Origin of the sequence: Chryseobacterium sp. 7 (assembly GCF_003663845.1) — a bacterium.
Taxonomy (GTDB): domain Bacteria; phylum Bacteroidota; class Bacteroidia; order Flavobacteriales; family Weeksellaceae; genus Chryseobacterium.
Genome location: NZ_RCCA01000003.1, coordinates 49749 through 71926, shown reverse-complemented (window position 1 = coordinate 71926; position 22178 = coordinate 49749). Strand labels below are relative to the sequence as shown.

At 36.8% G+C, this 22178-nt stretch carries 26 protein-coding genes; 12 read left to right on the top strand and 14 right to left on the bottom strand.

The window, feature by feature from the left end:
* The first annotated feature begins 35 nt into the window (after positions 1 to 35).
* Positions 36 to 2105, top strand: a complete 2070-nt coding sequence (locus tag CLU97_RS22065) for a TonB-dependent receptor plug domain-containing protein (RefSeq protein ID WP_183084660.1) — start codon at positions 36 to 38, stop codon at positions 2103 to 2105.
* Positions 2102 to 2563, top strand: coding sequence for a thioredoxin family protein (locus CLU97_RS22060; RefSeq protein WP_121490016.1), 462 nt, complete (start codon positions 2102 to 2104; stop codon positions 2561 to 2563). The genes CLU97_RS22065 and CLU97_RS22060 overlap by 4 nt, the downstream gene beginning before the upstream one ends.
* Positions 2564 to 2738: 175 nt before the next feature.
* Here the strand turns inward: CLU97_RS22060 and CLU97_RS22055 are convergent, their stop codons facing one another.
* Positions 2739 to 3209 (bottom strand): cupin domain-containing protein, encoded by a 471-nt coding sequence (locus CLU97_RS22055; RefSeq protein WP_121490015.1) that lies wholly within the window; start codon positions 3207 to 3209, stop codon positions 2739 to 2741.
* A gap of 3 nt (positions 3210 to 3212) precedes the next feature.
* The gene (locus CLU97_RS22050; protein ID WP_121490014.1) at positions 3213 to 4202 is read right to left on the bottom strand and encodes an NADP-dependent oxidoreductase; all 990 of its coding nucleotides are present in this window, start codon (positions 4200 to 4202) and stop codon (positions 3213 to 3215) included.
* A gap of 92 nt (positions 4203 to 4294) precedes the next feature.
* Between CLU97_RS22050 and CLU97_RS22045 the strand changes: the two genes are divergently transcribed.
* Positions 4295 to 4681 carry a winged helix-turn-helix transcriptional regulator gene (locus CLU97_RS22045; protein ID WP_121490111.1) on the top strand — a complete coding sequence of 129 codons (387 nt, stop codon included), beginning with the start codon at positions 4295 to 4297 and terminating at the stop codon, positions 4679 to 4681.
* 61 nt (positions 4682 to 4742) lie between these two features.
* Here the strand turns inward: CLU97_RS22045 and CLU97_RS22040 are convergent, their stop codons facing one another.
* The 4 genes from CLU97_RS22040 to CLU97_RS22025 form a co-directional block, all read right to left on the bottom strand.
* Positions 4743 to 5597, bottom strand: a complete 855-nt coding sequence (locus CLU97_RS22040; protein WP_121490013.1) for a glycine betaine ABC transporter substrate-binding protein — start codon at positions 5595 to 5597, stop codon at positions 4743 to 4745.
* Between the two features lies 1 nt (position 5598).
* Positions 5599 to 6426 carry an ABC transporter permease gene (locus CLU97_RS22035; protein ID WP_121490012.1) on the bottom strand — a complete coding sequence of 276 codons (828 nt, stop codon included), beginning with the start codon at positions 6424 to 6426 and terminating at the stop codon, positions 5599 to 5601.
* A 1-nt stretch (position 6427) separates the two neighbouring features.
* Entirely contained in the window at positions 6428 to 7678 is a 1251-nt protein-coding gene (locus CLU97_RS22030; protein ID WP_121490011.1) for a glycine betaine/L-proline ABC transporter ATP-binding protein, read from the bottom strand.
* 535 nt (positions 7679 to 8213) lie between these two features.
* Positions 8214 to 8579, bottom strand: coding sequence for a DUF1304 domain-containing protein (locus tag CLU97_RS22025; protein WP_121490010.1), 366 nt, complete (start codon positions 8577 to 8579; stop codon positions 8214 to 8216).
* A 64-nt stretch (positions 8580 to 8643) separates the two neighbouring features.
* Between CLU97_RS22025 and CLU97_RS22020 the strand changes: the two genes are divergently transcribed.
* The 3 genes from CLU97_RS22020 to CLU97_RS22010 all read left to right on the top strand — a co-directional run bounded on the left by CLU97_RS22020 (position 8644) and on the right by CLU97_RS22010 (position 10163).
* Entirely contained in the window at positions 8644 to 9216 is a 573-nt protein-coding gene (locus tag CLU97_RS22020) for a Crp/Fnr family transcriptional regulator (protein WP_121490009.1), read from the top strand.
* Positions 9217 to 9279: 63 nt separating this feature from the next.
* Complete coding sequence (locus CLU97_RS22015) at positions 9280 to 9711, top strand: DoxX family protein (protein WP_183084659.1); 432 nt, start codon at positions 9280 to 9282, stop codon at positions 9709 to 9711.
* 8 nt (positions 9712 to 9719) lie between these two features.
* A complete protein-coding gene (locus CLU97_RS22010) occupies positions 9720 to 10163 on the top strand; it encodes a carboxymuconolactone decarboxylase family protein (protein ID WP_121490008.1) in 444 nt (147 codons plus the stop codon).
* Between the two features lie 247 nt (positions 10164 to 10410).
* On the opposite strand, the gene CLU97_RS22005 is transcribed toward CLU97_RS22010, so the two are convergent.
* From CLU97_RS22005 to CLU97_RS21980, 6 genes are all read right to left on the bottom strand, one after another.
* A complete protein-coding gene (locus CLU97_RS22005) occupies positions 10411 to 11379 on the bottom strand; it encodes a cyclase family protein (RefSeq protein WP_121490007.1) in 969 nt (322 codons plus the stop codon).
* Positions 11380 to 11597: 218 nt separating this feature from the next.
* Positions 11598 to 12581 carry an aldo/keto reductase gene (locus CLU97_RS22000; RefSeq protein WP_121490006.1) on the bottom strand — a complete coding sequence of 328 codons (984 nt, stop codon included), beginning with the start codon at positions 12579 to 12581 and terminating at the stop codon, positions 11598 to 11600.
* Between the two features lie 223 nt (positions 12582 to 12804).
* Complete coding sequence (locus tag CLU97_RS21995; RefSeq protein WP_228437907.1) at positions 12805 to 13557, bottom strand: type 1 glutamine amidotransferase domain-containing protein; 753 nt, start codon at positions 13555 to 13557, stop codon at positions 12805 to 12807.
* Between the two features lies 1 nt (position 13558).
* The gene (locus tag CLU97_RS21990) at positions 13559 to 13846 is read right to left on the bottom strand and encodes a putative quinol monooxygenase (protein WP_121490005.1); all 288 of its coding nucleotides are present in this window, start codon (positions 13844 to 13846) and stop codon (positions 13559 to 13561) included.
* A 2-nt stretch (positions 13847 to 13848) separates the two neighbouring features.
* A complete protein-coding gene (locus CLU97_RS21985; RefSeq protein ID WP_121490004.1) occupies positions 13849 to 14733 on the bottom strand; it encodes an NAD-dependent epimerase/dehydratase family protein in 885 nt (294 codons plus the stop codon).
* Complete coding sequence (locus tag CLU97_RS21980; RefSeq protein ID WP_121490003.1) at positions 14730 to 15347, bottom strand: NAD(P)H-dependent oxidoreductase; 618 nt, start codon at positions 15345 to 15347, stop codon at positions 14730 to 14732. Before CLU97_RS21980 ends, CLU97_RS21985 begins: the two co-directional genes overlap by 4 nt.
* A 385-nt stretch (positions 15348 to 15732) precedes the next feature.
* Between CLU97_RS21980 and CLU97_RS21975 the strand changes: the two genes are divergently transcribed.
* Together CLU97_RS21975 and CLU97_RS21970 are read left to right on the top strand one after the other, a co-directional pair.
* Positions 15733 to 16479, top strand: a complete 747-nt coding sequence (locus tag CLU97_RS21975) for a metallophosphoesterase family protein (RefSeq protein ID WP_121490002.1) — start codon at positions 15733 to 15735, stop codon at positions 16477 to 16479.
* Positions 16480 to 16519: 40 nt separating this feature from the next.
* Positions 16520 to 17416 carry a LysR family transcriptional regulator gene (locus CLU97_RS21970; RefSeq protein ID WP_121490001.1) on the top strand — a complete coding sequence of 299 codons (897 nt, stop codon included), beginning with the start codon at positions 16520 to 16522 and terminating at the stop codon, positions 17414 to 17416.
* Here the strand turns inward: CLU97_RS21970 and CLU97_RS21965 are convergent.
* Complete coding sequence (locus tag CLU97_RS21965) at positions 17393 to 17860, bottom strand: GNAT family N-acetyltransferase (RefSeq protein ID WP_121490000.1); 468 nt, start codon at positions 17858 to 17860, stop codon at positions 17393 to 17395. The two genes, CLU97_RS21970 and CLU97_RS21965, sit on opposite strands and share 24 nt — an antisense overlap.
* Positions 17861 to 18295: an acetyltransferase gene (locus tag CLU97_RS21960; protein ID WP_121489999.1), complete on the bottom strand. Its 435-nt coding sequence runs from the start codon at positions 18293 to 18295 to the stop codon at positions 17861 to 17863.
* 283 nt (positions 18296 to 18578) lie between these two features.
* Here CLU97_RS21960 and CLU97_RS21955 point away from each other — a divergent pair, with 283 nt between their 5' ends.
* The 4 genes from CLU97_RS21955 (at position 18579) to CLU97_RS21940 (ending at position 22150) form a co-directional block, all read left to right on the top strand.
* A complete protein-coding gene (locus tag CLU97_RS21955) occupies positions 18579 to 19454 on the top strand; it encodes an aldo/keto reductase (RefSeq protein WP_121489998.1) in 876 nt (291 codons plus the stop codon).
* Positions 19455 to 19558: 104 nt separating this feature from the next.
* Positions 19559 to 20263 carry a DNA alkylation repair protein gene (locus CLU97_RS21950; RefSeq protein ID WP_121489997.1) on the top strand — a complete coding sequence of 235 codons (705 nt, stop codon included), beginning with the start codon at positions 19559 to 19561 and terminating at the stop codon, positions 20261 to 20263.
* An 81-nt stretch (positions 20264 to 20344) separates the two neighbouring features.
* Complete coding sequence (locus CLU97_RS21945; RefSeq protein ID WP_121489996.1) at positions 20345 to 21403, top strand: NAD(P)H-dependent flavin oxidoreductase; 1059 nt, start codon at positions 20345 to 20347, stop codon at positions 21401 to 21403.
* A gap of 138 nt (positions 21404 to 21541) precedes the next feature.
* A complete protein-coding gene (locus CLU97_RS21940; RefSeq protein WP_121489995.1) occupies positions 21542 to 22150 on the top strand; it encodes a hypothetical protein in 609 nt (202 codons plus the stop codon).
* Positions 22151 to 22178: the final 28 nt, after the last annotated feature.

The window sequence follows — 22178 nt, the reverse complement described above, 5'->3', positions numbered from 1 at the left end:
AATAATTGTTAGATTTGTCTAACAATTTTAATTTCATGAAGCGAATATTATTTTCTATTACTTTTTTATCAACCTATTGTTTTGCGCAGGAGACGGACAGTTTGAGCTTACAGCAGACTAAGAGTCAGGATTCTGCAAAAGTTATGAAGAGGGAATTCAAGACAAGTAACATCGAGGATGTAGTGGTTACCGGTACCATAAAACCGATGAGCAGATCCAAAAGTCCTGTAGCAGTAGAAATTTACAGTCAGAAATTTTTTCAGAAAAATCCTACTCCCAGCATTTTTGAAGCCATTGCAATGGTGAACGGGGTAAAACCTCAGCTGAACTGTTCCGTATGTAATACAGGGGATATTCACATCAATGGACTGGAAGGACCTTATACCATGATTCTGATTGACGGAATGCCGATTGTAAGTTCACTTTCTACTGTATATGGACTAAGTGGAATTCCGAATAGTCTGGTTGACAGAATAGAGGTTGTGAAAGGTCCTGCATCGTCTATTTATGGTTCGGAAGCGATGGGAGGAGTGATTAATATTATCACCAAAAACGCACTGACCGCTCCTAAATTAAGTATTGATCTGATGACATCGAGTTGGTTTGAAAATAATCTTGATCTTTCTACGAAATTCAATGTAGGAAAAAATGCCGCCTCATTATTAAGTTTAAATTATTTCAGTTTTCAGGAAAGAATAGATCAGAACAAAGATAATTTCACAGATGCCACTTTACAAAGCAGAATTTCCGTATTCAACAAGTGGAATTTTAAGAGAAAAGAAAACAGGCAGGCAAGTTTTGCGATGAGATACTTGTATGAAGACCGTTTTGGGGGAGAAATGCAGTGGAATAAATCTTACCGCGGAAGTGACGAAGTATACGGAGAAAGTATTTATACCAACAGAGCAGAGATTTTCGGATTGTATGAATGGCCGATGAAAGAACATATTGTGACTCAGTTTTCCTACAATTATCATGATCAGAACTCTTTTTATGGATCCAATCCTTTCAATGCTACACAAAAGGTAGCTTTTGTACAGACGTATTGGGACAGAAGCTTCGGGAAACATGATATTATTGCCGGACTTACTTTCAAAAGAACTTTTTATGATGACAATACGCCGGGAACTTTAGCAGCAGACGGCATTACTAATGCCCCGATGAAGTCACCTATCTGGGGTGCTTTTATCCAGGATCAATGGGAAATCAATGATAAAAATACGTTATTGCTTGGCTACCGATATGATTATGATAAAGTACATCATTCCGTACACTCACCGAGGTTTGCATGGAAATTTAATCCTAATCCATATCACACTTTACGTTTCAACTTTGGAACAGGATTCAGAGTGGTTAATTTATTTACGGAAGATCATGCGGCATTGACAGGCTCAAGGGAAGTGGTCGTAAAATCTGATTTGAAACCGGAAAGATCTATTAATGGAAATTTAAATTATATCTGGAAAATCCCTGTAGGCAGCAGAATGGTGAATCTAGACGCTTCTGCATTTTATACTTATTTCAGTAATAAAATCGTAGGAGATTTTGATTCCGATCCCAATAAAATTATTTATGATAATCTTCACGGATACGGAATTTCAAGAGGAGCTTCCCTGAATGTGGATTTTAGTTTTCAGTTTCCTTTGAGTGTTAATCTGGGAGTAACTTATCTGGACGTATACCAGAAATTTGATAATGAAAATCAAAAAACACAGCAGCTGCATGCTCCGAAATGGAGTGGTACCTATAACCTGACATATAAGTTCGAGAATAACCTGACCATCGACTTTACAGGACAGTTTTACGGACCGATGAGGCTTCCTGTTCTTGTGAACGATTACCGCCCTGAGTATTCACCATTTTATTCTTTGGCTAATATTCAGGTGTCCAAGAGCTTTAAATCCGGATTTGAAGTGTATTGCGGGATGAAAAATTTATTCAATTTCAGGCCTAAAGACCCTTTGATGAGACCATTTGACCCATTTGATAAACATGTTGATGATCCCATCAACAATCCTAATCATTATACTTTTGATACGGCATACGGCTATGCACCGATGCAGGGAATCAGAGGATTTCTGGGAGTAAAATATACCTTAAAATGAAAAAAATAGCTTTATTTTTAATGTTAGTGCCCTGTTTTTATCTGTCTCAGATGAAGACAGGCACTTTTTCTGATCTTGAGGTTCAGCAGAAAGAAAATCCCAAGCCGGTTGTTATTCATCTTTACACGGACTGGTGCTCGGTTTGTAAGATTGAATCTTTCCGTATGAGTAAAGATAAAGAGCTGGTTGATATGATCAATGATCATTTTTATTTTGTCAATTTCGAGGCAGAAAAGACGAAGGAAAAAATTCATTTCCAAAATCAGGAGTTTGAATATCTGCAGAATGGAAATTCCGGAATTCATGAATTGGCGCTGGCTTTGTCTAAGAATAAAAATCAGCCTGTTTATCCTTTGTGGGTATTTCTGGATAAGCATCAGAATCTGGTGTATTATCAGGAAGGGCAGATGACGCCTGAAAAAATGAAGCAGAAGCTGTTGGAGATTTCTGCTTTATAATATGTGATATTTAAATTTAGACGACTATATACAATTTCACATTAATCCTGCTATCTTGTTATCATGACGCTGTCATTCTGAATGTAACGCAGTGAAATGGAGAATCTAAGCTTTACATGAGATTCTTCCTTCATCAGAATGACAATGGTGTAAAATCTTATATAGTCGTCTAAATTTAAATATTTGCATCGATCAAAACAGCCAGCTGAATACAAGGTTCATCAGAACGGTTGCTCCATGCATGATTCGTTCCTCTTTGAATGACGATGTCACCCGGTTTCAGAAGAGTTTCGCCTTCTTCCATGGTGAGATAGAGCTCACCGGAAAGAATAATGATATAATCCAGTGTTGGTGTCTGATGCATCATCGGATGAGGCTCATTCTTTTTCCATTCTACACCTAAATCTTTATCCGGAGGGACAACAACATATCGAAAATAAGTGCCATTTTTAGGTGTTTGCGGAAATCCGGTATTGGGAATTCTTGTTTCAAAGTCCAGGCTGGCCGGCATTGTCTGGGTATTCCATACATCTGAAATGATAAGTCCCGGAAAATGTTCCACAGCATTTTCTACCTGTTGGTCTTCTATAATAGCAGATTTTCCGTCTTTCGTTCCTGTTACGATTCTTCTTGGTATTTTGTTCATAGATTAATGTTTCATGATCAGTTTATGACCTTGGGTCTGATTGTTTTTTAGAATGGAATGTGCCTGCAAAACGGTATCCAAAGAAAGGTTTCCAACAATTTTATATTGTGGAGGGAGAATCGTGCCGTTTTCAATAAGTTTCTTTATTTGAAATAAACTGTTTTTATAATACTCATATTTTTTTATCATTCCATAGGTATAATTGGAGATATTCATGATCAGGCTCCCTTTATTAAATAGAATTTCATGTGCATCTTTAGTAACCAAAGCGGTTACATCCACATAAGTTCCATTAATTTTTAAAACTTCGGCCGTCACTTCTGACATGGAGTTCCCAACCAGATCAATTCCATATTCGAAAGGCTGGCCGTTATTAGCTTTTAAAATATTTTCAATCAGATTTTCTTCTTTATAACTGATGATCTGATGGTTTTTTAAACCTAATCTGAGAAGAATTTGTCTGTTTTCTTCACTGCCAACAGTTGTTGTGATCTGCCGGATATTATGAGCTAATAAAAGTTTAATCAGAAATGATCCCACACCTCCGGTTGCACCCGTTACTAAAACGGTGTTTTCTGGGTTTAATTTTAAACGGTTAAAGATCTGCAAAGAAGTAAGCCCTGCAGAAGGAATAGCTGCTGCCTGCTCAAACGAAATATTTTTAGGTTTAAAAGAAACAATGGCTTCAGGAACGGCAATATATTCAGTGTAAGTGCCGTTGCTTCCCATGGAGCCGCTTCCACAATAGACTTCATCTCCAATATTGAAGTCTGTAACCTCGGAACCTTTATCTACTACAATTCCAGATAATTCTCTTCCTAATATTGGGGAACTGATCAGTTTTCGTTCCAATTCATTTTCCAGCATCTGATAATCGATGGGATTGAAACCACTTGCTCTGATTTGGATTAAAACTTCATTGCTTTTGGGTTTGGGCTGTTCTGCAAATCCGTCTTCCAGCTTTCCGTTTTTATTTAAAATAACTGCTTTCATTATTGTTAATTTGATACACAAATGTAAAGAGGGAATAGTTTATATTTGCTACTAGTTAACCAATGGTAACTAGTTACCTTCATGAAACTATTATGGCAAAAATCATTGAAAACGGCATCGAAAGAGAAGCCAGCTGCACAGAAGAATTGTTTGCGATGCGGGACAGCCTGGATGTTTTAGGAGGAAAATGGAAACTGATGATTTTACGATATCTGACGAACAGACCGGATCAGATGATTCATTTTAAAAAGCTGGAACGCAGTATTGAAGGAATCTCTGCGAAAATGCTGAGCAAAGAATTAAAAGAACTGGAAACCAATCTTCTGATCACAAGAACTATTCAGGATACAAAACCAATTACAGTAACATATGCAGTGACGGAATATGGAAAATCTGTATTTCCTGTAACGGAAACTTTGGTGAATTGGGGGATTATTCATCGGGAGAAAATCAAAGAATCAATGAGTTCTTCTGATTAATAAACAAAAAATCCTCAGACCCGTTGAGAGTTGAGGATTTTAAATAATACCAAATTGTTGATTAATTTTGATCTAACCACGATTGTATCAGCTCAGCGTGATCTTCCACCCATTCTTTGGCAGTAGCTTCTTTATTTTTACTCTGTTCCATTTTCATTAAAAGATCAGACATATTTTCATCATCAAAATGAAGTTTTGAAAAGAATTTGGCCAGCTCCGGATGATCTTTTGCAAAGCTCTTTCTGGAATAGGTTTTAATCTGTTCTGCTTCACCATATATCTTTTTGGGATCATCAAGAAACTTAAGCTTCATTTTACCAAACATCCAGTGGGGCTGCCATCCGGTTACTACAATCCATTCTTTACGTTGTATGGCATTCTGTAATTCGGTGATCATGGCAATGGTAGAGGAGTTGATCTGCTGGTAATCCAGTTTATAATCAACAATCGCTTTATCTGTTCCGGTGGTTAATCCGGCTCCTTTTTCAATTCCAATAATTCTATGATTGAATTGATCTTTATGCTTATTGAGCTCTTCAATGGAATTAATGGTAACGTATTCCGGAACAACTAATCCTATACGGCCGTTATCGTAATTAGTTCCAAGATGAGTCAGTCCCGGAAACTTAGCCAGTTTTTTAGCATGGGTGTAAGGAAGCCACACTCCCATGAAAAGGTCTGTATCTTCATTATTCATCGAAGCCAGAATCATATCGGTAGACGCTTTTTGAATAATAACATAATAACCTTGTTTGTCCAGAATGGCTTTTGCCACGTGTGTCATCGCAACATCTTCCGCCCATCCATCCACCATTCCTATGGTAATGTATTTAGAGTTTTTTATATTTTCACACGAACTTAATGCTGTAAATAGTAACATTAAAACGGGTAAAAACAGATATTTTATGTGTTTCATCTTATTGCTTTTTCTTTACAAATCCCTGGGTAATACGGTCGAGTATAATGGCCAAAATCACTACGGATAGACCACTTTCAAATCCTAATCCGATATCCAGGTTATTAATTCCCTCCAATACTTTTTCTCCTAAACCGCCTGCAGCAATCATTCCTGCAATAACGACCATGGATAATGATAACAATATGGTTTGATTGATTCCGGTTAAGATTGTTTTCATGGCTAAAGGAAGCTCTACTTTAAAAAGGATCTGGCGGTTGGTGGCTCCAAACGCTCTGGCCGCTTCTACAATATCTTTCGGAACGGCTTCAATTCCCAAAGTGGTTAATCGAACCGCAGGCGGCATCGCAAAAATAATCGTTGCAAAAGCTCCGGGTACTTTACCGATACTGAAAAACAGTACAGCTGGAATCAGATAGACAAATGCGGGCATGGTTTGCATCAAATCCAGCAAAGGACGAATGATTTTGTCGGCTATTTTGCTTTTTGCAGCCAGAATTCCCAAAGGAATAGAAAGAATAAGAGCGGTAATGGTGGACACAAAAATAAGTGCCAGCGTTTCCATGGTTTCTTTCCACAGTCCCATTAAAAATATTAAACTTAATCCGGCAGCCGTTACTACAGCAATGCCTTTTCCTGCTTTCCATAATGCCAGCAGCGTAAAAAAGAGAATAATTACATAAAAAGGTGTGTTTATTAAAACCCATTCAATTCCCATAATGGAGGCGTTTCCCAGATGTTTTATGACATCAAATACAGGCTTTCCGTTTTCTGTGAGCCAATTGATTGCAGTTTCTACATATTGGCCTATATCTATAGTTTTATTCATCTTATTGATTGTTTGCGATTTCTTTTAATTCTATAATCTCTTCTTCGTTAAACTTGGTAGCTTCTATGATGAGCGATAATTGGGTGATAAGTCCTAAGAATTTGTTGTTTTCATCTACCACAGCGATGGACGATTTGTTTTCAGAGATCAGTGGTAACATTTCTTCTACAGTTACTTCAGGATAAACCGAAGGCACATTGCTGTTGATAATGGATTCCACTGTAGGTTCTTTCTTTTTGGCGATGCGGACAACATCGTTAAGGGTTACAAAACCAAGAAATTTATTTTGAAAGTCTACAACAGGTAAGTTTTCCAGACCTGTAGCTCTCATTTTTCTTAAAGCTCCCTCAGGACCGTCTTTTCTGAAACGTACTACTGTAGCTTTATCAAACATTAAAGATCTTGCGGTAATAATCGTTTTACGGTCTACTTTCTCAACAAACGCTTTCACATAGTCGCTGGCAGGATTGGTTAAAATATCTTCCGCTGTTCCTATTTGTTCTATCACCCCATCTTTCATAATGACAATACGGTCTCCGATTTTAATGGCTTCATCCAAATCGTGGGTAATAAAGACTATGGTTTTTTGCAATGTATTCTGCAGTTCAAGCATTTGGTCCTGCATTTCAGATTTTATCAAAGGATCCAGCGCGGAGAAAGCTTCGTCCATCAGCAAAACCTCAGGATCGTTAGCCAACGCTCTTGCTAATCCTACTCTTTGCTGCATTCCTCCGGAAAGCTGGGAAGGATATTGATTTTCAAATCCGGTTAATCCTACAATATCCAATGCTTTCTGTGCTTTTTGATCACGGGAAGCTTTGTCTTCTCCTCTGATTTCCAGTCCGAAACCTGCATTGTCGAGAATCGTATGATGCGGCAGTAATCCAAATTTCTGAAATACCATACTCATTTCCGTTCTCCTTACTTCCAGCAGTTCTTTGTTGTTTTTCCCGGTAATATCATCGTCATTGATGAATACCTTTCCGGAAGTGGGCTCATTCAGCCTGTTAAGGCAACGCAGTAAAGTAGATTTTCCGCTTCCTGACAGTCCCATGATGACAAAGAATTCTCCTTCATAGATTTCAAAACTGGCTTTGTTGATTCCTATGGTACAACCTGTTTTTTCAAGAATTTCCTTTTTGGAAAAACCTTTGTCCAGAAGTTCCTGAGCTTTTTCTTTGTTTTTACCAAAGATGATCGTCAGATCTTCCACTTTAAGTTTTACTTTTCTAGTGTTTTCATTTTTTTCCATATTCAGAATTTTTCAATTAATAATTTGATATAAGAAATTGTACACCAATTCATTATATTCATTTAGTTTTAGTTGTTCTGCTGATGACGATAGGATAAAATAATTTGCAAGGCCTTTAGTGATAAAAGCTTTAAACAAAAAAATAACAGCATAAAGACCTGATGGCCCTATGTTTATTTTAAATATTTCAATAGATTATACTCTAGAAAAAGAGTGTATCATGTAAAAAGAAGTTAATCTTTTACATAGATTCTACAATTAAATTACTGATGAGGTAATTACAGATATGTGTACTGAACAACTTGAATGCCTACATTTGATCAAAATGCTTGCCAGCATCAAAAAACTATATTTCTATTTCTGATGACGGTGCAAATTTACGAATTTTATATTAAATGAATTTTTGTACGTGTAAGATGTTGATTTTCAGTATTTTTTTTGAAGAGATGTGTCCACGATTTTTTTCTCTTATCATTGGCGTTAAGAGAAGATTGACATTGAATGTGGTCTTAAAGAAATCTTATGATCAGTGAAATTATTTCAATAAAACAGCAATAATAGTTAGGATAGCTGGTAAAGCCTGAACGAAAAATATTTTTTTAGTAGCAGAAATTGCTCCATAGATTCCTGCAACGGCTACACATCCTAAAAAGAACAGTGCCACATTGGTTTGCCATTGTGGATCTTTAATCAAAAAAGACCAGATCAGTCCCGCAGCCAGAAAACCATTGTAAAGTCCCTGATTGGCAGCAAGTCCTTTTGTCGGTTTAAACATTTCGGCAGGCAGAGCGGCTTTAAAAACTTCCTTTCCTTTGGTTTCCCATGCGAACATTTCCATCCAAAGAATATAAAGATGTTCCAGTGCAACAACAGCGATCAGAACTTTAGCAACAATTTCCATGATTCAATATTTTATCATTGTAAAACTAAAAAAATAAAGTTAAGTTTGAGTATTAATTCTTACAATGGACTCATTCAAATCACATTTAAACAAATTTATTACTGTAACTAACGAGGAATATGCTTCTATTGTGTCCTTTTTTCAAGTTCTTGATGTGAAAAAAAAACAGAAGTTGGTATTGGAAGGAGAGGTCTGCCGGACGATGTATTTTGTAGTGAAAGGATGTCTGAGAAAGTTTTTTATCAATGAGAAAGGAGTGGAACAAACTACGGAATTTGCCATTGAGAATTGGTGGATAACAGATACATTTGCTTATGAAAGACAGATCCCAACGGATTTTTCTATACAGGCGGTAGAGCATTCTTCTATTTTGGTGATTGATCTGGAGCGCCAGGAAGAATTATTAAAAAAACATCCTGTGATGGAAAGGTACTTCCGGATGATCTATCAAAGAGCTTATGCAGCTTCGGAAAGGAGAATCCGTTATTTGTATGAAATGTCCAGAGAAGAGCTTTATATGCATTTCAGTACCTTATATCCTTGGTTTATTCAGAGAATTCCTCAATATTTGATTGCTTCCTTTTTGAATCTTACTCCGGAATATCTGAGTGAAATCAGAGCAAAATTACGATCTTAAACCAGTTTAAGATTTTTACGGATCAGAAACCGGAAATTTGTCATGTGATTAAAAGCTAATGCAATGACAGATAATAAAAATCAATTCCCGCAACTTTTTTTAAGACTGGCTCTCGCCGTTACGATGCTTTCTGCAGTGGCAGACCGATTCGGGTGGTGGAGCAAAGAAAATTCATCATGGGGAAACATGGAGAGTTTTAAAGAATATACAAGACAGCTTACCTTTTTTCTTCCGGAAGCTTTGAGCACGGTTTCAGCATATGCGGCTACCTGCTTAGAAATTCTTTTTCCTTTGATGCTGATTTTTGGATTTAAAACAAAAATTGCAGCCTATGGAAGCAGTATCCTGCTGTTGATTTTTGCCATATCCATGACCATTGCATCAGGTCCAAAAGCCCCACTGAACTATTCTGTATGGGTGGGAAGTGCAGCCGCACTTTTACTGGCGGTACAGCAGCATTATTCTTTAAGTATAGATCAATTAACCAAAAAATAATACATATTATGAGCGCAAGATTAAATATTGCAACAGTAGATTCCGCAGCCTATAAAGCCATGCTTGGATTGGAAGGATATTTACAAACTATTTCTTTAACACACATTCAGAAAGAACTGATTAAGATCAGAGCTTCACAGATCAATAAATGTGCTTTCTGCCTTGATATGCATACCAAAGATGCTGTCAAATACGGAGAAAATCCTCAAAGAATTTTTATTCTGAACGGATGGACAGAAGCAAAAGAATTTTTCACTGAAGAAGAGCAGGTGCTATTGGCAATGACAGAAGAAATTACACTGATCAGCGATAAAGGATTAACTGAAGAAACGTATCAAAAAGCAAAGTCTTTCTTTGATGATAATCAGATTGCTCAGATCATCATGGCTATTGTAACGATCAATGCCTGGAACAGAATTGCAGTAAGTACTCATCTTCCGGTTGCAAAATAGTGCAGCCAGGAAGTGTGGAGATGGTGGATGGTAGTTAATGAAGACTGCATCATCTACGGATGTTTACTTTATTTTAAAAAAAATGGCCTTTCAAATTTTTTGGAAGGCCGTTTTGATGCAAGATGCAAAGTGACAGTGTAACACGGTTTGGGTATTAATTCTAAAAATAAATTTTTGGTTCATTTTATTTTTTAAACCGGAATTACATTGTATCTCCGTTTCTCAGATCATATTTTCAATATTTACATTAATAAATCGCCACAGGATTCACATTCACCTGAGTAGAACCTACATATAAAGGCTGTCCCAGTACAAATAAAAATTCCCATACTTTTTGTTTAACCAAAGGACGGCTATCGATCAGTTCCAGGTTGTAGATTCCTTTTTTGGCCAGCATAAACTGGTTGATAGGAAATTCTTCTTTACTTTTTGGGTTTGGATACACTTCCGAAGCCCAGGTGTCACCGCCAAAAGCAACGATTCCCTGATCGGCAAGCCATTTTGCAGCATCCATTCCGATTCCGGGTTCTGTTTCCAGGAATTGCTGATTATTTTTACCGATCAATTCAAGCCATCCGGTATTAAAAAGAACAATATCACCTTTTCGTAGAGTAAGTCCCTGTTTCTTTAAAACAGATTTGATGTCTTCCACCGTAAATTCAGTTCCTCCGGGTACGATTGATTTTCCATAATGAGCAGTCATATCAAGAACGACACCACGGGTAACAAAAGGAGGTACTTTTTCAACTCCCAATTTTTTTACTCCTTCTACCGTTACAAAATCTGTTGCTTTATTTCCGTTGTAGTAGATGTTGTCAATACCGATGTGTCCGATACCGTTCAGCTGTGTTCCCACTCCGGTCCATCCGTTGACCAGTTCGTCATTGAAGGTGAATTTATTGGGTCCTATACTTTTTCCACCCTGCTCTCCGGGCTGAATATTGTATAAGTTGAAACTTCTGTGTCTGAAAGCAGGTAGATTTTTATCAATAGGAACAGCAAGTGGTAACGTTTTGCCTTGTTTTACCAGTCCTAAAGCCTGTTTTACAACTTCGGGGGTTAACAGATTGGCGGCTCCAATCTCATCTTGCGCACCGTAAGCAGAAGGATACCATGATTTGTCTTCCGGATTGACGAGTGTCTGAGCACTTAAACTAATATTGTTAATAGCCAATAGAGTGGCTAACCCGAACATTTTGATCAGATTATTTTTCATTTTTTATAAGGTTTAGGGTTAAGGAAGGGAAGCTGGAAGCTGGGGGAGGGAAGTTCTATTAGTATATTGATAATTAGCAGTCTTCTATTGTACTATTCTGTAGGTAACAAAGAGATTCTTCCTTCGTTGGAATAACAATTGAAGTTAAATTGTAAACCAATCTATTTATTATCCGAAATCAATAACCTCCAGCCTCCTTCTTCCAGCTTCCGGTCCTATTAAATTTCGCTCAACGCTGAATTGATAATGTTCAATTCTTCCTGTGAAAGGTTAATAGACATTGCTTTTGCGTTTTCAATGGCCTGCTGTGCATTTCTTGCTCCCGCCAATACAACTGTAATGGCTGGTTGCAGCGTAGTCCATCTTAATACCAGCTGAGAAAGGCTTGCTCCTTTTTCCTGAGCGATAGGTTCTATTTTCTCTAAGAAAGTTTTTACTTTATTCAGATCAAACTGAGAAAAATATCCATTTCTGTGGTCGTTGTCCTTTAATTGAGTTTCTTTGAAGTATTTACCCGTTAAAAGACCTCTTTCCATAGGGCTGTATACAATAATTCCTGTATTATTTTCCAAAGAATAAGGTACAAGATCGTTTTCAATAGTGCGGTTCAGCATGCTGTAAGAAACCTGGTTGCTGGCAAGTTGTAAGGTTTTGTTGGCTTCTTCCATTTGAGCTACACTGTAGTTGCTTACTCCCGCTGCACGGATTTTTCCCTGCTGGATCAATAACTCCATAGCTTCCATAGTTTCGGAGATAGGTGTTGTGCTGTCCGGCCAGTGAAGCTGTAAAAGATCGATATAGTCTGTTCCTAATCTTTTTAAACTTTCTTCAACTTCTTTGATGATGTTTTCTTTAGAAGCCAGTTTGTAAACCGGAATGGTTTTTCCTTCGTCTTCTGCATCAAAGAAAAATTCTCCTTTGCCATTATTGCTTCCGTCCCAAACCAATCCGAATTTTGTTAAAAGCTGAATTCTTGAACGGTCTTTTCCTTTGATGGCTTCACCAATCATTTCTTCACTCAGTCCGAAACCATAGAAAGGCGCCGTGTCGATAGAAGTTACGCCATGATCCAATGAGGCGTGAATAGAATTGATAGAATCCTGTTTTTCATTACCTCCCCACATGTTTCCGCCGATGGCAAAAGCTCCGTGCGTGATTGTTGATAATTCTAAATCAGTGTTTCCTAATTTTCTATATTCCATTTTGTTTGCTTTAATATTATTGTTGTAAACCACCTCGTTAAAACTTTTGTTTGCTAAAAGTTATCACAAAAATGTCATTCTGAATGAAATGTAATGAAGAATCTCAGATGATTGTTAATGAGATTCTTCCTTCGTCAGAATGACAAAGTTCAAATAATTTGATTTTTGAGACAATCTCAATTTTCAGCAAATCGATTAACTTGTTGGGGTTAAAAATTGTCTGTTACTTATTTAATTCTTTTAAAATAGCTTCCCCAACGCTTTTTGCTGACTGTGGATTCTGTCCTGTGATCACTCGCTGATCTGCCACCACATGATTCTGCCAAAGCCCGGATTTTTCAAATTTTGCTCCTCTTTCTTTCAGTTTATCTTCCAGTAAGAAAGGAACAACGTTGGTTAATTTTACTTCAGATTCTTCTTCATTGGTAAAAGCATTGATCTTTTTACCGTCTACAAGATATTTACCGTTATTAAGCTTGATATTCACCAAACCTGCAGGTCCGTGGCATACTGCGGCTACAATTCCTCCGTTTTCATAAATTTTAGAAGCAATATCTGCCAGTTCCTTGTTGTCTGCAAAATCCCACATCGCTCCGTGTCCTCCTGCATAAAATATCGTTGAATATTCTTTTGGATTAACCTGGGATGGAGTCTTAGAATGATCGATTTTATTTTTGTATTCCTGGTTTTCCCAGAATTCCTTGTTGACAGGATCTTTCAAATCAAAACCGTCTACCGGAGGAGTTCCGCCTTTCGGGCTTACGAAGTCAATTTCGTATCCTGCTTTGTGAAGAACTTCCCACGGATGAGAAACTTCACCCAGATAATATCCTGTATCCTCGCCGGTACTGCCTTTTTTATCATGGCTGGTTACTACAAATAAAATTTTCTTTTTCATATTTTTTGATTTTTTAGTTTGTGCCTGTACGAAGCCTATCGTGAAGATAGCCAGTATTAAAAATGCTAATTTTTTCATATTAAATGATATTAGTGGTATAAATCTGTGGTTTTTCCTGAAGCTTTTCATCTGCCAAAGCTCCGAAAGCCTGAATATAAGGTTGCTGATTGTGTTGAGCCAGCCCTTCTTCGTTTTTCCAGATTTCGTAGAACACAAATTCATTTTTGTCTTCAATGCCCTGATGTAGACTGTAAAGCTCACAGGCTTCTTCTTTTCTTGTTTCTTTTACCATATTCTGAAGAACTTCCAATACTTCTGCCTGATGTTCTTCTTTAGATTTTATAATCGCTGTAAGATGAATTTTCATAATTAAATAAAATTTTCGATTGAGTTATAAATAGGTTTCCAGTCCAGCTCCGCTCTGGCTTTATCCGAGCTGCACTTGCTGTTAGATGCAAAACCGAAATAGCCTCCTGCAGGGCCAAATTTATTAACAGCTTCCTGTATACTTAATGATTTTGCGGGTTTTAAGCTGTATTTTTTACTGATATTTTCTGCTATATTTTTTAGAGAAGATGAACCATTTTCTGCATAATAAATAGAGCCTGCTTTTGCTTTTTCCAATGCGAGTACATACAAATCTGCCAGGTCTTCAATATGTAAGTTAGACCAGATATTTTCACCTTCACCAAAATAGACTCCATGTCCTTTTTCCTTAGAGAAATTAATGAGAGCCGGGATCTGAATACTGTCTTTTTTTACTCCCAAACCTTCACCGTAAACCATTGTAGGAACAATAACAATACTTCTTATGCCTTTGTTTGCAGATTGCAAAACATAATTGTTAATCAGTATTCTTGAGGCCATTTCCAGTCTTGGCTGCAAAGGAAAATCCTCTCTGAAGATAAAATCACTTTTTTTACCATTCTCTCTTCCTCCAAAAATAGCAGAACCTGAAGTGAAGATAAGTGTTTTATGACTTCCTTCCAGAGCTTTGATAAAGTTATCCGCAGCGTAGGCATCATCTGCTGAATCAGCATTGTGAATAACTGCATCTACACCGGAAACTGCTGTTCTGATCAGATCTTCATCATGAATATTCCCCACAATGGTTTTGATTCCTAATGATTCCAGCTGCTGAACATGAATTTCATTACGAACCAGGCCTGTCACTTCATAATTCCTGTCAAGGAGTTTTTTTGCGATAGTTCCGCCAATATAGCCGGTAATACCTGTGATCAGTATTTTTTTCATGATACCAGTTCCGGTTTCAATTCTTTTTCAAATACATTTCTTACATGCTCTCTGTACAATTTCATATCACGCTCTACGTCAGCATTTTTCTCTACATCATGAAAGTGAAAGCTTTCCATTTTTTCTAAGGATACAAAGGCATTCATTCTGTGGAAACCGAATAACGGGCCTTCATCCACACTTTTTTCACTGAAAAATTCTCCGGGAAGCGTGAAGGCAGTTGCAGGAGCATTCCAGCTGGTAGTCAGCATATATTTTCTTCCTCCAAGCATTCCTCCCGTACCGTAATTAATTTGAGGATTTTCAGCTTTTCTACCGTCACTCATATAGATTCCTTTGGCATGACCTGCTGTGAACACTTCATCAATATATTTTTTGAACCCGTTAGGAAGCTGGAACCACCAGATTGGAGTATGATAAACAATGTAGTCTGCCCATACAAACTTTTCCACTTCTTCATTTTTATCGTAGTTTTCACTTACATTGGTTATCTTTACTTCTACGTTCTCGAATTCTTTAAGAACCGTTAATGTATTTTCTGCAATAGTCTGATTATATTTTCCTCCGGAATGTCCGAAATTCTGTCCTCCGTTGATGATTAGTACTTTTTTCATTTTTTTATGATTGTTTAAATTTTACTCTGCAAAGTTAGAACGGATACTTGTATAATAAAAATAATATAAATTATAGAAAAGTATTATTTAAATGATAGTTTGTTGGATTCAAGGTTTTGGGTTTAAAATTTAAGGTTGTGTGTGAATAGTAAAAGGTCAATCCGCTTCACTAGTGAATTGGTTACGTGATTCGAGGTTGTGGGTGACAAATTTGTTAATTGATGCAAGTGTTGCTGACCAGCAGCTAATCATTCACCATTGACTTTGCGCAGCAAAAATTGACCATTCACCATTGACTATTTCCCTTTTCATGGTAAAATATCATATTCTCTCTGAACGGGAATTCCTTTCCGTCATGTAAATTTGTTTAACAAATTGAAGGACAATGATACAGATAGCTGTTTTTAGTGATGTACATGGGAATCTTCCTGCATTGGAAGTGGTGTTGAAGGATATAGAAGCAAGAGGAATTCATCAGAAATTCTGTTTGGGAGATCTGGTAGATTTTGCACCCTGGGGAAATGAGGTGATTGAAAAAATAAGAAATCTGAATATTCCTTGCCTCATGGGAAATCACGATGAAAGAATTGCTTTTGATATTCCTGTTGTTCCTTTGTCTAAGCATTCAGAAGAAGAGACCAGTGCTAGATTTGTAGCAATCGATCATTCTAAAAAACATATTACAGAACTGAACAAAAAGTTTCTCTCCGAACTTCCTTTTCATTTAAAATTAAATTACAAAACAGGTAACAAACACTGGAATATTCAACTGGTACATTCCAGTCTTGAAAGTAATGATACCTACTTATATGAATCGGAAAAGGATGAGGTTTTTGCATGTATGCTGAATAAAGCAGAAGCTGATCTTATTGTGATGGGGCACACCCATTTATCCTTTAAAAAACAGTTTGAAAATAATACATGGGCTGTCAACTGTGGTTCTGTAGGACGTTCCAAAGAAGAAAACAGACTCGCTTCTTATTTGGTTTTGACTTTAGATGAAGAAAAAATCTCTCCGGAAATTGTACAATTACCTTATCCGATTGATGAAACTGTCCGCCAGATAAGAGAAAGCGAAATACCAGATTATTATGCTTCCTTTTTAAAGAATGAAAAAGTATCAATATTATAATTATTTTGTAATTTTGAATTATAATATTAATAATTAAGTCATGGTTAATTTAGAATGGTATCGTACTTTTAAGGCGATCTATAAAACCGGGACATTAACGGGCGCTGCTGATGCGCTGTTTATTTCACAGCCAGGAGTAAGTCTTCACTTAAGTTCATTGGAAGCTTATGTAGGATACAAATTATTCGACAGAACGGGTAGGAAAATGATCCCTACAGAAAGAGGGAAAGTATTGTTTAATGCGGTTGCCGAACCACTTATTAAGCTGGAAGATGTAGAGAAAAACTTTCAAAAGTCTACAGAAAAGCATACTCCAACCATTAGTGTAGGAATGTGTTTTGAAACATTTCAGACTACTTTGGAACAGTATGTTTCTTCATTACCTTTTAATCTCATTATCAGTTTTGGAGAATATCCGGAAATGCTGGATCAATTGGACAAAGGGATTCTCGATCTTATCATCACTCCGAAAAAAGGATCTTCACCCAATATTGAGCACGAAGCATTTTCTTCCGAGCAGATCATCCTGGTAGGAGGGAAGGGTGTAGATAAAACAGCTTTCAATAAAGTGTTGAAAACAAAAGATGCAGAGCAGATTGAAGAATGGCTGAAAAATGAAAAATGGTACGGAACCACCGGAGATATGGAACACCTTTTCCAGTACTGGATATTGAATTTTGGTCATAAACCCAATTTCCGTCCCAATTATATCGTCCCGAACATGAATTCAATCATCCGTTGTCTGAAAGGAGGAACAGGGCTAGCCGTTGTTCCCGATTTTCTATGCAAAAAAGATATTGAAAGCGGTGATATTCAGCTCATCTGGGAAGGGAAAAAGAAATTTGAAAATACCCTGTATTTCGGATGCCGTAAGAAAACCAATTATCAAACCGAAATTGAACATATCAAAGGGTTATTCCGCAAGGTGATGGCTTAATAAGACCATGTCTTTCATCTGTAAACCGTTTTCATAGATAGGAGCTGGATAGTTTTCAATAAAGAAATCTTTCAAAACTCCACTTTTAATGAAACCGTTTTTCTCATAAAATCTGATTTGTTGGAAGCCCGTGTTCGAGGTTCCAACAGTCAGTGTTTTGTAATGATTTTCTTTCGCAATTTCTTTTGCTTTATTCATCAAGATGCTTCCGATTCCTTTGCTTCGGTAGCTTTCAATCACAGCAACGTTTTTAATTTCCAGTTCAGAATTATTTTTTCTGTATAATGCCATCACAGCAATATTTTCTGTACCGTCATGCAACAGATAGATGTCAGAGCTGAAAATATATTGATTAATCGCTTCCTTGGTCTCATCCGCCAACAGCAATAAATGATAAGGAATCTCTGAATCAGAAGGTAATAGACTGAAAGTGAAATCTTCCATTTACAGGCTCATATGAATAAGTGGATAATCTTTTCCTGAACCATCTTTCTCAGACCTTCCCGTCTTTTTGAACCCCATTTTTTCATAAAACCCGATAGCTTGGGAATTTTGTTCATTTACATCCACTTTCGTTAGTCCGGTTTTCTCTTTCATAAACTGATAAAGTATTTTTCCGTAGCCTTTTCCACGCGTGTCATTATGAATGAAAAGCATTTCCAGATTGCCTTCTGCTACAGATGCAAAACCTTTGGTGTCATTGTCTTCAGTAATTAAATAGACTTCCAGATGAGGAAGATAGTCTCTTGGAATGGCTTCTTTGAAATAATTGAAATCCTCCTGAGAAAGGAAATCATGTGTTGCTTTCACTGCAGATTCCCATATTTCCATAATTCTCGGATAATCCTCTGCTGTAGCCAATCTGATATTTTGTGACATGATTTTTAATTTTAAACAAAAATAGAGAAAATTTGAGGAAGTAAGATAGATGCTGAAAGTTAGAAGCTAGAAGTGACATGATAGGTTTTATCGACCACAATCATTTCCCTTCCATGAAGGGGTGGATTTTTGCAAAGCAAAAGACGGGGTAGTTTAAAGATTATCCTAAATCTCTTATAAAGCAGCTGTTTTTAGAAGAAACAGTAAAATTGGTAGGCAGAATTTTCAATTTTTTGTTGCAAATTTGTTTATCACTTTATATTAATCATTAAAATAAAGACTTATGCAAAAGAAAACCTATACAGGGCAGCCTGTGGTAACATTAAATAACGGAGTGGATATTCCGGCTTTAGGATTCGGAGTGTGGCAGATGGAAGACCTGAAAGAATGTGAAAATGCGGTAATCAAAGCTATTCAGACGGGATATAGAATGATAGATACGGCAGCCATTTATCAGAATGAAACAGCAGTAGGAGCTGGGGTAAAAAATAGCGGAGTAAACAGAGATGAGCTGTTTATCACCTCAAAAGTATGGGTTCAGGATCATGGATACGAAAAAACGAAAAGCGCTTTTCAGAGAACATTAGACAGGTTACAGATGGATTATCTGGATATGTACCTTGTGCACTGGCCGTACGGAGATTTTTTAGGTACATGGAAAGCTTTGGAAGAATTGTATCATGAAGGAAAGATAAAAGCCATTGGAGTATGCAATTTTACCGTTGAAAAGCTGGAAGAACTGAAAGCGAATTCTACGGTTTTACCAGTGATTAATCAGATTGAGCTGCATCCTGTATTCCAGCAGAAAGAATTACAGGTATATGACAGAGAGAATAATATCGTAACACAACCTTGGAGCCCACTAGGAAACGGTAACGCGAATCTTTTAAGCAACCCTTACTTGAAAGCTATTGCAGAGAAATACGGAAAAACAGTAGCGCAGGTCATTCTGAGATGGCACCTGCAGGAAGGATTTGTGGTGATTCCAAAATCTGTAACTCCATCCAGAATTGAAGAAAACTTTAATGTATTTGATTTTGAACTTACAGAAGATGAAATGAACGTTGTCCGTTCTTTAGATACAGGAAAAAGATTATTCTTTGATCCTAAAGATCCTGAATGGGAGCAAAAAATGCTAAACTCCGTAGCAGATATTTAATTTCAGAATTAAAAATAAAATACTCCCGCAGCTTTCACAGATTGACAGATTATGAATCTGAGTCATTGTGAGATCTGCGGGATTTTTAAATCAATACTATTTCCATGACAGCAGAAGAATTCATAGAAACACTCGCTTTATTTAAGAATGAAAAAGAGCTCAATAAAGTTGATAAGTTTTTCAAAGGAAATGATGGTGTTACCAAGAGCTTTGGCGTAAAATTCGGAGATGTTTTTACTACGGCTAAGGAATTTTCGGAAATGTCTTTAGACGGGATCAGCAAGCTTCTTGACAGTGATTTTTATGAAATAAGAATGGGGGCGGTAAGCATCATGGATTTTCAGGCAAGGAGCAAAAAAACGTCTGAAGAACAAAGGAAAGCTCTTTTTGATTTGTATCTGAACCGTCACGATAGGCTCAATAACTGGGATTTTGTAGACAGAGCTGCCCGCAATATTATCGGAGAATATCTTATGGATAAACCGAGAGATATTTTGTATCAACTTGCTTATTCCGACAGTCCTTGGGAAAGAAGAACTGCCATTGTAAGCACTCATGCATTTATCAGGAAAAATGATGTACAGGATACTTTTGCTATTGCAGAAATCCTTGTTCATGATCCAAACGAGCTTGTGAATAAAGCTGTAGGAAGCTGGATCCGGGAAGCCGGAAAAAAAGACAGAAAGAAATTGCAGCATTTTCTCAACACGTATGTGAAAACCATGCCTGCTGTTACATTTTCTTATGCAACAGAAAAACTGGATCCGGAATCAAAATTGCACTATAAAAACCTCAGAAAAGAAAAATAGCCCCTGATTCATCCAGTGCACAATAGATGTTTATTCCCAATCACAAACTCTAAACCTTGAACTTTAAATCTTAAATCACTTATGTTTTGGCCAGATACAATCAGTAAAAAACTAGGGATAGAATATCCTCTTATTCAGGCTCCGATGTTTGGAGTAAGTACCATAGAGATGGCTGTTGCCGCAACGAAAGCAAATTGTCTGGGATCACTGGCATTGGCTGATCTTTCTGCAGATCAGTCTGTGGAATTAATCAGAGAAATGAAAAGGATGACAAGTCGACCTTTTGCTGCCAATATTTTTGTACATGATATTCCGGAAGTGACAGATGCTTTAAAAGAAAAATATACTAGAACCAAGCAGTTTATTGAGCATTTGGCAAAAGAAAATGCTATAGAAGTACATCTTCCGGATCTTGAAGAGATCAATGTAAATACTTATCATGCGCAGATAGATGCTCTTATCGAAGAAAACTGTAAAATTCTAAGTTTTACGTTTGGAAACCTGGATGATCAAAGTATTCGGAAACTAAAGGAAAACGGAGTTATTCTTATCGGAACCTGCACTTCTGTGAAAGAAGCTTTGCTGCTTGAAAAGTCAGGTATTGATATCATTTGTGTCCAGGGAATTGAAGCTGGAGGACACAGAGGAAGTTTTGAAGCAGAGAATATTCCGCAGATTGGAGGTTTATCTCTGCTGTCACAAGTCTATGACAGCGTAAATGTTCCTTTGATCTATGCCGGAGGAATTTATGGAGCAAAAACATTACTGGCCGCTAAAGACTTAGGCGCACAGGGTTTTCAGGTGGGAAATCTTTTATTAACTTCTCAGGAAAGTGCTTTGATGTCTTTTGAAAAAGAAAGACTGAAAAAAGTAAGAGAAGACGAAATTGTTTTAACAAAGAGTTTCTCCGGAAGATATGCCAGAGGAATTAAAAATCAGTTTATAAAAACAGTTGAAAATTCAGAATATATTCTACCGTATCCTTATCAGAACAAATTGACAAATGCGTTGCGTAAAGCCGCAAAATCCCTTCAAAATGCAGAATTTGTATCAATCTGGCTGGGGCAGTCTATTCACAAATACAGTGAGCTTTCTACAGAAGAAATTTTGAAAAAATTAATCGAAACATGTGAAAAATAGATGAATATACTTTTAATGTGACCGTAATTTTATATTTTCGTAACTCAGTATTATTAAATGTAGCCTAAAGCTATTTTTGAGAAAATCTTTCAGGCATTTATTGAATAAATTATAAAACTAAACCAGCGAAAACATACAATGAAATTTTCAGAAGGAATTCAGAGATCACTTCCGTTCGGCTACCTCTTTCTTGTGGTGATGGGAATATTAAAAGAGAGTGTTTTCTATTATCAGATAGGGATTAACATTCTGAAATATTCAACCATTATGGACATTCTTATAAGTCCGATTGCTACTTTGGCCTCTCATCCGGTCATATTGATTGCCCTCCTTATTATAGTTGTATCTTCGTTTGCTTTTCCCTCCTTTTTGTCAAAACAAGCCAATAAAAATAAAAAATGGGCACTGAAGATGGCTTCCCTCAAAGAGCATGAAACCATGACTAAGGAAGCTATTGAAAATCATTTTACCAATATGTTTGTAAGATTTCTTGCGATGATGTTACTGTCTTTCTTCGTAGGAATAGGGTGGGGTGAAGGAATGGGGCTCACAAGAAAAATAAGAGAAAACAAACTTAAATACGATTATCAATTAAACTACGGAGATGAAAGCCCTGAACAGGTTTATCTGATAGGATCCAACAGCATGTATTATATTTATCTGGCAAAAGGAAATAAAACGATAAAAATTTCACCGGTTGGCTCCATTAAAAGTATTGAACTGATCAACAATAAAAAATTAAGATAAGAATATAAAAAACTAAAGACAATCTTTA